General features: G+C 49.1%; 8 protein-coding genes and 2 tRNA genes. 1 reads left to right on the top strand and 9 read right to left on the bottom strand.

From position 1 onward, the window contains the following. From BN93_RS15025 to BN93_RS14990, 8 genes are all read right to left on the bottom strand, one after another. On the bottom strand, positions 1 to 667 hold a 667-nt coding region (locus BN93_RS15025), incomplete at its 3' end, for an efflux RND transporter periplasmic adaptor subunit (protein ID WP_044261075.1). A gap of 126 nt (positions 668 to 793) precedes the next feature. Further along, positions 794 to 2,035, bottom strand: coding sequence for an ABC transporter permease (locus BN93_RS15020; protein WP_019189108.1), 1,242 nt, complete (start codon positions 2,033 to 2,035; stop codon positions 794 to 796). Positions 2,036 to 2,336: 301 nt separating this feature from the next. Beyond that, the gene (locus BN93_RS15015) at positions 2,337 to 3,599 is read right to left on the bottom strand and encodes an ABC transporter permease (RefSeq protein ID WP_019189107.1); all 1,263 of its coding nucleotides are present in this window, start codon (positions 3,597 to 3,599) and stop codon (positions 2,337 to 2,339) included. Positions 3,600 to 3,623: 24 nt separating this feature from the next. After that, complete coding sequence (locus BN93_RS15010; protein WP_019189106.1) at positions 3,624 to 4,325, bottom strand: ABC transporter ATP-binding protein; 702 nt, start codon at positions 4,323 to 4,325, stop codon at positions 3,624 to 3,626. 230 nt (positions 4,326 to 4,555) lie between these two features. Further along, positions 4,556 to 4,627 (bottom strand) — tRNA-Glu (locus tag BN93_RS15000). 20 nt (positions 4,628 to 4,647) lie between these two features. Continuing rightward, positions 4,648 to 4,734: transfer RNA gene (locus tag BN93_RS14995), tRNA-Ser, on the bottom strand. Then, entirely contained in the window at positions 4,696 to 4,944 is a 249-nt protein-coding gene (locus tag BN93_RS17155; protein ID WP_157462898.1) for a hypothetical protein, read from the bottom strand. Before BN93_RS17155 ends, BN93_RS14995 begins: the two co-directional genes overlap by 39 nt. Positions 4,945 to 5,385: 441 nt before the next feature. Further along, a complete protein-coding gene (locus tag BN93_RS14990) occupies positions 5,386 to 5,565 on the bottom strand; it encodes a hypothetical protein (RefSeq protein ID WP_019189105.1) in 180 nt (59 codons plus the stop codon). Positions 5,566 to 5,951: 386 nt separating this feature from the next. Here BN93_RS14990 and BN93_RS14985 point away from each other — a divergent pair, with 386 nt between their 5' ends. Beyond that, complete coding sequence (locus tag BN93_RS14985; protein WP_232211204.1) at positions 5,952 to 6,662, top strand: hypothetical protein; 711 nt, start codon at positions 5,952 to 5,954, stop codon at positions 6,660 to 6,662. 1,858 nt (positions 6,663 to 8,520) lie between these two features. On the opposite strand, the gene BN93_RS14980 is transcribed toward BN93_RS14985, so the two are convergent. Beyond that, the gene (locus tag BN93_RS14980) at positions 8,521 to 10,614 is read right to left on the bottom strand and encodes a glycoside hydrolase family 97 protein (protein ID WP_019189102.1); all 2,094 of its coding nucleotides are present in this window, start codon (positions 10,612 to 10,614) and stop codon (positions 8,521 to 8,523) included. Between the last annotated feature and the right edge of the window lie 2 nt (positions 10,615 to 10,616).

Here is a 10,616-nt window from a genome sequence, read left to right as displayed (position 1 = left end):
CGATGTTGCCTTTAAAGATAAGGTCGTTCATGTTGGCCACGCTGGCAATGGTGGTTCCGTCGTTGAACGTGTTGCTTAGGATAACCGAATTGCCCACTTTCACGGGGATGTCGAGTATTATTCCCGTGATGGTAGAGCGTATCAGCGTAGAGCTAGCCTTGGCGTTGCTCTTCGAAACGCCGTCGCGCACCACCTGTAAGTTATCGTCGGCGGCCGACCTTTCTTCTTTGGCCTGTTGGTAAACTTGCCTTACCTTCTCGTATTCTTGAGCTGCTACCAATCCCTTGTCAAACAAAGTCTTCTCCCTTTCGTACTCGGCTTTGGCCTGTTCCAGGTTGATGTTGGCCAGTCTAACTCGCGCCTGTGCACCGCTAAGCTGCCCCATGTCGGGTATAACCTTCACTTTGGCAATCACCTCACCCGCCTGTATGGGTTGTCCCGCCTCCTTCATAATCTCGGTAATGATGCCCGAAATCTGCGGTTTCACGTTCACTTCGTTGCGCGGTTCAATGCGTCCGGTAATAACCGTGGTCTTTTTCAGGTCCTTAACACTGGCCGTCAGTTCGGTGTATTGTTCGGGTTGGGGCTGCGATTTGGCCCAGAGAAACACGAATGTGCCTACGAACACGATGGCTATAAGCACTGCCACAATGATTTTCTTCTTCATAACGTCATTCCCCTTGTTAGCCTTTCGTGTTGCGAGGGCGTTGTTTCTGGGGTCTCCTTTGTTAATGTTTTTATGTCTTATTGTTTTGTTTCGGTATGGTTTTTGGGGTGTATGCCGCCCCATTTGTCACTCGTCGCGCATGGCGTCTACGGGCTTAATGTTCATGGCTCGCAATGCCGGTGCAAGTCCGGCAAGCACGCCAAGCACGCAAAGAAACAGAACTGCGCCCACGGCAGTGGTAAAGTTGATTTGGTAATGGGCGCTTACGATGCCGTCGGTGGTACTGCCCATTTCGGCCAATTGCAGTATCATCACCGTGAAAACGATGCCCGACATGCCCGCTACGCTGATAAGCGTGATGCTCTCGGTGATGATTTGGGTGAGAATATTGCGAGGCGTTGCCCCGATGGCGCGCCTTATTCCTATCTCGGTGGTGCGTTCTTTCACCGTCACCATCATGATGTTGCTCACGCCGATGGCCCCTGCCAGCAGCGTGCCGATGCCTACAAGCCACGCCAAGAAGTCTACTCCGTTGAACAGATTGTCCATCATACCGAAGAGTGCTTCCATATTAAAGGAAGGCAAGGCCTTTTCGTCGGTAGGGTCTACATGGTGTGCACGTGCCAACACCGTGCGTATCTTGGGTACAATCTCGCTCACCTTGTAACCCTTATGGGCCGTAAAACACAGCAAGTTGATGGTGTCGCCCATAGCAAAAGCGTCTCGCATCACGTCTATCGGCACAACAACCGACTCTTGTGCATTACCATTAATGTTGAGTTCCCCCGGACTATAATCCACGCCTACCACCTTAAAGAACACCGGACCTACACGGATTTCCTTGCCGCAAGGGTTTCCGCCCTTAGGGAAAAGTGACTTGTACACCTTCTTGCCGATGATGCATACCTTACGTTTTTGCAGGTTGTCCAAGTCGTTAAGGTATCGGCCGTAATACAAGTCGGGTGCTTCGATGTGCTGATAATCCTTTTCCAGACCCTTAAACACGCACGACGACTTCTTGTCTTCGTGCACGGCAGTAAATCCCCATCGGCTAATCATGGGCGTAACCCTGTCCACTTCGGGCACTTGTTGGCGCACTCGTTCCAGGTCTTTGTACACCATGCTCCAGCTCCTGCCCTTTTTCAGGCCGTCGTAAGGCTTTGTTGTGTTCTGTGCAATGAACACGCCCGAGTTGTTTGCAAAGCCTTTGAAGTTGGATGAGAGTAATTCGCGCAGTCCCTTGCCGCCTCCCAGCAAGGCCACGAGCATAAAAATGCCCCAAAAGACGCCGAACCCCGTAAGGAAACTCCGCGTCTTATTGCGTGTCAGGGTGTCCAGTATTTCTTTGTATCTGTCGAGATCTATCATTGTATATAATTAGTTGACGAGTTGACAAGTTGACCAGTTAACGAGGGCTGTGCCTGTTGACGAGTTGACCAGTTGACCAGTTAACGAGGGCTGTGCCTATTGACGAGTTGACGAGTTGACCAGTTAACGAGAGCTGTGCCTGTTGGCGTGTTGACAAGTTCTGTGCTTGTTGACGAGCTAACAAGTTAGCGAGTTTGCTGCTAGGTTGTTAATGCGTTCACCTGCTGCGATGATGCTTGCCCGTCCGTTTCTCCTGCACCAACTCCTTCTCATCTCATTTTCCTTATGCCATTGCGTTCTGTTAGTCCATCGCGTTCAGAGCCTCTATGGGTCGTGTCTTGGCCGCTTTGCGTGCAGGGATAAGGCCCGCTATGGTGCCGGCGATAACGATGAGCAGCGTGGCTTGCATACAAACGCCGAAGCCCACGGTGGGATTGACGAACATTTTCTGTTGAAATGCGCCCACGTCCATGGTGGTGTTGCCGATGGTTGCATCCATCCAAAGGTTCGCACCTATGCCGAGCATCATGCCGATATAGCCGAAGAAGAGGGTGATAATGACGCTCTCGGTGATGATGAGCTTTAATATCGACCACGGCGTTGCGCCGATGGCCTTGCGTATGCCAAACTCGCGTGTGCGCTCTTTTACGGTGATGAGCATGATGTTGCTAACGCCAACAATGCCGCTAAGCAAGGTAAAGATGCCCACAATCCACAGGGCGGTGCGTATGATGGCCGTACCTGTGCTCATTTGCAAGCTGTCGGTAAAACGGTTCCATATCCAAACAGACTCCTCATCGTCGGGAGCGGCTTCGTGTTGGACGTTAATTTTGCGGCGATAGCTTTGTTCGAAAGCCTCGTTTGCGGCCTTAGTGTCTAGTCCCTTAAAGCTAAAGATGATGTTTTCCGTTTTGTCGCCCTTATTGTATATGGTGCGTATGGTGGTGAAGGGGGCGTACATGATGTTGCGGAACATGCTCTCGTCGTCCGAATAGATGCCCACCACGAGGAAAGCCAACCCTCCCATCGTTACGTGTTGCCCCACAACGCCCTGCCACTTGCTGGGCAACAGGCCCTCTGCACGACTTTTGCTTATCACCAGCACCTTGCGTTGCTGCTCCATGTCGGTTTGGTTGATAAACCTTCCGCAGAGCATTTTACGTTTGTTGATGTCTATTTCGTTGGGGCAAACGCCTGTTAGCGATGCCGTTTCGTAGTTGTCGCCCAGCGTGATGGTTTGGTTGCCCAATTCTATTTCTGCGCCAACGCTCTCAACATTCTGCTTAAATTGGTTTTGCGTGGTATTGATGTCTTGGTCGTTCAGCGTGATGGAACGGTCTTTGGGCAGGCCGTTATATTCCTTGCTTGTATGTCCGCCGCCCACCATCATCGAGGTGCTAAGAAAGCGGTCCATGTTTTGTGTGGCGGCGTTGATTAGTCCGTTGCCCGCACCCAGCAAGCATATCAGCATAAATATGCCCCATGCCACGGCAAAACCCGTGAGTGCCGTGCGCAACTTGTTGCGCCGGGTGGTCGACCATATTTCGGCTATGAGCGTGTACATAATTGTTCTTACGGTTAAGTGTGTTTATGTGTGCTGGCGTGTTTGGGGCTTTTTGTTCTCCCCTTCGTCAACAATCAGTCCGTCTTTAATCCTTATCAGTCTGTCGGTTTGTTCGGCCACGCCAGGGTCGTGGGTCACAACCACGGTGGTAATGCCTTCGTTTCGGTTTAGGCTGGTTATCAGTTGCATCACCTCAACGCTGGTTTTAGAGTCGAGCGCGCCCGTAGGTTCGTCGGCAAGTATAATTTGCGGCTTGGTTATCAGTGCCCTTGCTATGGCCACGCGCTGCTTTTGTCCGCCCGACATTTCGTTGGGGTAGTGGCTGGCCCATTGTGCAAGCCCTAGCTTTTCTAGGTATTCCATGGCCATGGTGTGGCGTTTCTTTCTCGACACGCCTTGGTAAAACAGGGGCAACTCTACGTTTTCCACAGCCGTTTTAAAGCCAATGAGGTTGAAAGATTGGAAAACAAAGCCTATCATGTGGTTGCGATAATAGGCGGCGCGCCGTTCGGACAGGTCCTTAATGAGCGTTCCCCCTAGGCGATATTCCCCTGTGTCGTAGTTGTCCAAAATGCCGAGGATGTTCAACAGTGTAGACTTTCCCGACCCCGATGCACCCATGATGGAGACGAACTCGCCGTCGCCGATGGTGAGGTTGATGCCTTTGAGCACATGTAAGGGCTGTGCGCCAAAGTATGTTTTGTTGATGTCTTTTAGTTCAATCATACTGTATAGACGTTAGGCAGACATTAAAAGTTGCACTTTCATTACATTTCATGTGGTCGTCCCCAACATGTGGGTGCGCTAAGTGCACGCATTTTATGTATGGCAAAAGTATAAAAAAAGTGGCAGAATGCCCAAGGTAGGTGGGCATAAAGATGGGTTGGGCGGTGTTGTTTTGCATTGGTTAACGCAAAAAGGGCTTTCGCGAACATGCGCAAAAGCCCTTTCTGTAGTAGTGGATAGGGGAATCGAACCCCTATGCCAAGATTGAGAATCTTGTATCCTAACCGTTAGATGAATCCACCATGCGATTATTAGAACCGTGCGGAAGCTGGGGGATTCGAACCCCCGGTACGGTAACCCGTACGTCAGTTTAGCAAACTGGTGGTTTCAGCCACTCACCCAAACTTCCTTTTCCGTCGATGTTGAAAAATCGCTTTGCTGTTAAATGCGGTGCAAAGGTATTGCTTTTTTTTAGTAGTTCCAAATTTTTTCGTGCCTTTTTTGTTCCTGCTGGCTTGTAAAAAGTGTCTTTACCGCTTTTTAAGGGCCAATTGGGGCAGGATGGTTCGTTGGTGTGGTCCGTTTGATACCTGGCTATTGGCCCCATTTGTTTTCTCAAATTTGTTTGTTTTGCTAAGTGGGGCAGAAGGCCAAATCTTACTCTTATGGTGTTGATGCGAATGGGCGAATGGGGTAGGGTGATGGCTTTCGTGCGATGCAGGCCGTGGTGTGGAAACGTTATGGCCTTTTCTTTCTCTCGCGTACGCGCGCGTTATATAAGGTATGCGTTTGTGGGGGAAACGTGGTAGTTGTGTGTTTAGGTAACGTTGGCTGGTGATAAAGCTAGGGCAGACACGGAGTGAAAAGAGGTCTGGGCATAGCAAAAAAAGGACGGCAGGGTGGGGCGGACGTGCTGTTTGAGGGGAGAATGTGGTGCTGTTGACAAACGGAATGTAAGGCGAACATCGAAGGAGAAGGACGGCTAACTGCTTGAATGAAAGCGATAACGTAAAGTTGAAGAAGTGAAAGGTTATGCGATTTAGTTTACAAAATGTATTCATCACTTTTTAACGAAGGTCTTTTTGGTGTAAATCTTGTGCTTAATGTTTAATTTCTTTGTTCTAATGGTGCCGTTGTTTAGCTTAGGGGTTAAGTCTGTTTTTTGCTTGTTGTTGCCTAGTTTCTCACGCTTTCGGGCGTATTTTCCCCTTCTTGCTGCAACTTTTATTTTCTTTTTCATATACGTCTTTTAACGTTAGTGCTAATGGTCTGACTATTCCTCTTTTGTGGTTTTTATTTTTCTGTTTGTCCACTTTTATGCCCCGAATGGTTTGTGTGTGCTTATTGTCGCAACTTAAAGGGTGCAACTAATGCGTATATTTATGTTAACGCGGCTTTAGCCTTTCATCTTTTTTCATTTTGCCTTAATCTATTTTATATTCTTGGGCTTTGAACGTGGCGATTTTCGGCCTAACTTTGCATCAGAGGTATTTAGGATAGTACAGCCGCCGGATGCCTCTTACAAGAAAAAGTTTAAAACCTGTGAAGGCGTTTGGCGGCTCTTTAATGTATGTGGATTTAAAGCAGTTTTCAAGTAATCATTGTTTAAAAAGAGATATTAAGCTTATGGAGAGTTTTACAAAAAGAGTAGGTACGTTAATGTTGTCGTGGACTTTGGCTGTCGTAGGCGTTTTCGGACAGACCGTAGACGACATCTGTTCGCAAAACGTTCGCCAGCTAGGCGGATTGACAGCGGCAGCCAAGGTCAAATCGTTGCAACTGCAACAGGTGGTTGTAACACAAGGGGGTGAAATGCCCGTTACTACACTCTTGGTTCCTGGTGTTGCCTTCTACCAGAGAGTGAAGTCGCCTCTTGGCACGATGATGGTATGTGCATATAAGGACAAGGGATGGACTTTTAACTCCGCCCCAACGCCGCAAACAGAGCCAATGCCAGCCAGTATGGTTGAATCGTACATCATTGGGTCGAAGTTTCTTGGCCCGTTGTTCGACTATTATGTGAACAAAAAGACGTCGGACGTGGTGTCGCTTGCCTTCGTTGGCGAGAAAGATTTGGATGGTGAAACCTGTTTTGAACTGGAAGTTCGTTACCGGTCGGGATATAAGATGATGGTGTGCATGTCGCGTAAAGACGGCTTGATAAGGCAAACCACGTCGCCCGCCGGGGTGATAAGGTACGAAGACTACCGCAATGTGGGTGGTGTGAAGGTGCCTTTCATGATGATGACAAGTACAAGGCAAGGGCTAGTTCTTACCCGAGTAACCAGTGCACAGGTTAATGTAGACCTTGAAGGCAAGTTGCTTGCCATGCCTTAAACGTGCAATAGGCACACAACGCCGTGATGGCGGATAGATTTTAGTTGTTATGTAAATTTAGTTGTTAAAGAAATTAGTGGTTATTTGGATGGGGCTCGAACGCGTTTCGGGCCCCTTTTGTGTGTTGTAGCACGTGCAACCAATGGGGATTGTTGGTTTGCAGACATCCAACACCATTCGGCTTTTCCCTCTCATGCGGCGTATGCTTAGGCGGGGTTTGCTTGGCTAACAACCATGTTCTCGTTGGGCATTGGGGTTAAACATCATGCTAATAGTTGTTTATAGTGGAAAGGCTTGCCGTTTGTAGCATGTTGACCCCAACGTGACAGTTGGCGCAAGTGGCGGAGCTTTGCGCCTTATTTTGTTCAAAGTGGAAGTTGCCTTTTTTCTGTTTACATAAAGCATAGCTCGATAACTTAACAACTCGACAACTCAAGAGCCCACCAACTTACTAACTCATCAGCTTGCCAACCCATCAACTCACCATCTCACCATCTCGCAAATTCGTCAACTTACCAAACTTGTCAGCTTCCCAACTCGTCAACTCGCCCTCTCCCCATCTTACAAATTCGTCAACTTACAAACTTATTAGCTTGCCACCCCATCAACTCGACATCTCCCCATTTCGCAAATTCATCAACTTACAAGCTCGTCAACTCACAGACCCATCAATTCACCATCTCCCCACCTCACAAACCCGTCAACTTGCCAACTCGTCAACTAAAAATCTTAAATCTATTATTTTTTTGTTTTACAAAATCGCTCTGATTTTATCGCCATTCTAGCGAAAATATTGGCTGTAAATTGGGCAAATTGGCACTATTTTCAGTTTTTCGCATCTCTCACTCGGTCTATTTTTAAGCGAAAAACCTGTATTTTGCACCATTTTGCCTTTCTAGATTGGTTGCCACCTCATTATTTCTTACGCCCAATTATCCGCTTTTAGCCCCTAAAACCCCACTTTTAAACCGCCATTTTGCCCTTTATCGTCCTCTTTTTAATGGTTCGGAAGGGTTTTGTTTATGCTATAGTAGTGCATATTTATGCTTTTTGTTTCGCGTTTAGCGGCATTTTGTGCTGCATTTAGCACCATTTTACCTTGCGTTTAGCACCAAAACGCACTGCGTTTTGCACCATATTGCACTGCGTTTTGCACCAAAATGCACTGGTTTTGGTGGTAAATAGACCGAAATCTGGTACAAATGGCGGTTTGATGAATGTATATTCATCTTGCCTTCGTTTATAAGCTAACCCCTTTTTGCATCAAAACCAACCTTCGCGAGAATCGATTTTTTGCGGCAAGGTGAGCGGTTGGTGGGTAAAATGGGCACTCATAATGTTAAAAATCATACTAAAAAGCGGACAAAATGAGGGCCGGCAAGTGGATGTTTTGAATAGTTTACAGGTAGACAAGTGGGCAATAATGGCGTAAAGCATCGATTTTTTCTGGGAGTAAGGAACTTCCCTTACCGCAAACTTCAACACCCCGCAAACCATTTTAACGCACAATGCCACGTAAATAGCCCCTTGTTGTGTTGCATTCAGCGAGTGAATGCGTGGCAACTGCCAACTTCTAGCAATGCAGCGAGAATGCAATTGCTACACAACAAGGGGCTGTCTACGTGGCATTGAGCCATAGTGCCTGTGTGCGTGGGCTTGAATGGACGTTACAGGCTTAGCCCGTGTGATGACTACTTGCTGCACGCATTAGGCTTGTTCTGCCTTTCGCAACAACTGCAAAAGCATTTTTTCTCTTCCCTATGTCGTGCCCATTCTTTTCTTACCTTACATAAGTGCATACGCATGCGGGCATGTAGCCTTATGGTAAAGCCCAACAGCAAACCCTCGTGCCAAACCTTTATCGTTTAGGAACGATTGATATGGCGTAACCACCACCAGCCACGGCTGTGAGCGAAAGCTTGGTGGCAGAAGTCACCGTGCGACGTTCTATCCGATAAGCCTTTGGGTTAGTGCGATAGTCGGCATCGGGTGCATCGGTGTAAATTGTTGCCTCGTATTTACGCCCTTTATCAAGGAACGACAACGACAGCTGCGACTTATGGGGCGCATTGCCCGACACACAGCCCACAAACCAATTGTCGGTGCCCTTGGCTTTGCGGGCCGCCGTGATGTAGGCCATTGGTTCGGCCTCGAGATATAGCGAGCGATCCCAGTCTACGGCTACGTCCTTAATGAACTGGAAGGCGTCGGGATGTTTCAGATAGTTCTCTGGAAAGTCGGCCGCCATCTGCAACGGACTGTACATCGTAACGTAAAGCGCAAGCTGACCGCAGATGGTTGAGTTTACATGCGAACCACCTGCACAGTCCATTTCGAAAATGCCTGGCGTGTAATCCATCGGTCCGCCTTGCAAACGAGTGAATGGCAGTATGGCCGTATGCCCCGGTTTTGTGCCCCCGAAGGCCTGATACTCGGTGCCGCGTGCGCTCTCGTTGCCGATAAGGTTGGGGTAAGTGCGGCACAAACCCGTGGGGCGAACCGCCTCGTGCGCGTTAACCATAATCTTATAATCGGCTGCACGTTTCACGGCCTCCAAGTAATGGTTCACCATCACTTGCCCATAGTGGTACTCGCCACGTGGAATGATGTCGCCTACATACCCGCTTTTCACCGCGTTATAGCCGTAGAGGTTCATCAATTTGTAGGCACGGTCCATGTAACGTTCGTAGTTCATCACCGACGACGACGTTTCATGGTGCATCATCAGCCGTACGTTTTTTGAGTGCGCATAATCGTTTAAGGCCTTGATGTCGAAGTCGGGGTAGGGCGTTAGGAAGTCGAACACCTTCTCTTTCATGTTTCCAGCCCAGTCTTCCCAACCAATGTTCCAGCCTTCAACCAGCACTTGGTCGAACCCATGTTCAGCGGCGAAGTCGATATAGCGGCGCACATTGGCGTTGTTGGCCGAGTGTTTGCCCGACGGTTTGGCCTTGGTATAGTCTGTTTCGCCAAGTATAACCGATGGGAATTGCTGCGTATAGGCCCAATCGCCCTTGCCCGAAATCATCTCCCACCAAACGCCTACGTATTTAACAGGGCGTATCCACGACGTGTCGGTGTACTTACAGGGGTCGTTAAGGTTAAGGATAAGGTTTGATGCAAGCACCCGTCGTGCATCGTCGGTAATGATCATCGTGCGCCAAGGGCTGCGGAAGGGCGTGTGCAGATAAGCTTTAACGCCCTTTGCATCGGGTGTAAGCCACGAGGTGAACACCATATCGCGGTCGTTTAGGTTGAGGTGCATTGCCGGATAGTCCACCAAAGCCGCCTCGTGCAGGTTGATGTACAGCCCTTCGGCCGTCTTCATCATCAGCGAAGTCTGAACACCCGTGGGCGAGAATGGGGTTTGCGACATGTTATTGGTAATTGCCCCCTTCATCTTCTGCCGCACCTCACTGAGGCGCGACTGGGTATATTCGTACTCCTGTGTGTCGTAATCGCCAGGAATCCACCACGCCGTGTGGTCGCCGGTCATAGCAAACTCGGTGCGTTCGTCCTTCACCTGGAAGTAGTTCAGCTTACCTTCTTGCGGAAACTCATAGCGAAAGCCCACCCCATCGTCGTAAACGCGAAAGCGGATGTTGAGCATTCGCTCGGTAGACTTTTGTTCGAGCCGCACCAACAGTTCGTTGTAGTGGTTTCTTATCGTGCGGTTCTCGCCCCAAACGGGTGTCCACGTCTCGTCGGCCGAGCCCTTTTCTTCGCCCACAAGCGTAAAACCGTCCAGCAAGTCGCCGCCTTTTACCAGTTCAAAGCCCAGGCGGCTAGGCTTGATAACGGCCTTGCCGCGGAAGGTTACGGTGTAGGTGGGCACCGAATTGTTAAGTGCGAAGTTTACCTTTACATCGCCATTGGGCGACTTAACTTCTTGCGCCAGGGCACTGAAAGCAAACAGCAGCACCAAGCATACAGACAAAACAAATCTTTTCATAT

The sequence above is a fragment of the Prevotella conceptionensis 9403948 genome, assembly GCF_000312305.1.
Classification (GTDB): domain Bacteria; phylum Bacteroidota; class Bacteroidia; order Bacteroidales; family Bacteroidaceae; genus Prevotella; species Prevotella conceptionensis.
Note: the sequence above shows the minus strand (reverse complement) of the source record. Positions and strands in the feature narration are given on the sequence as shown.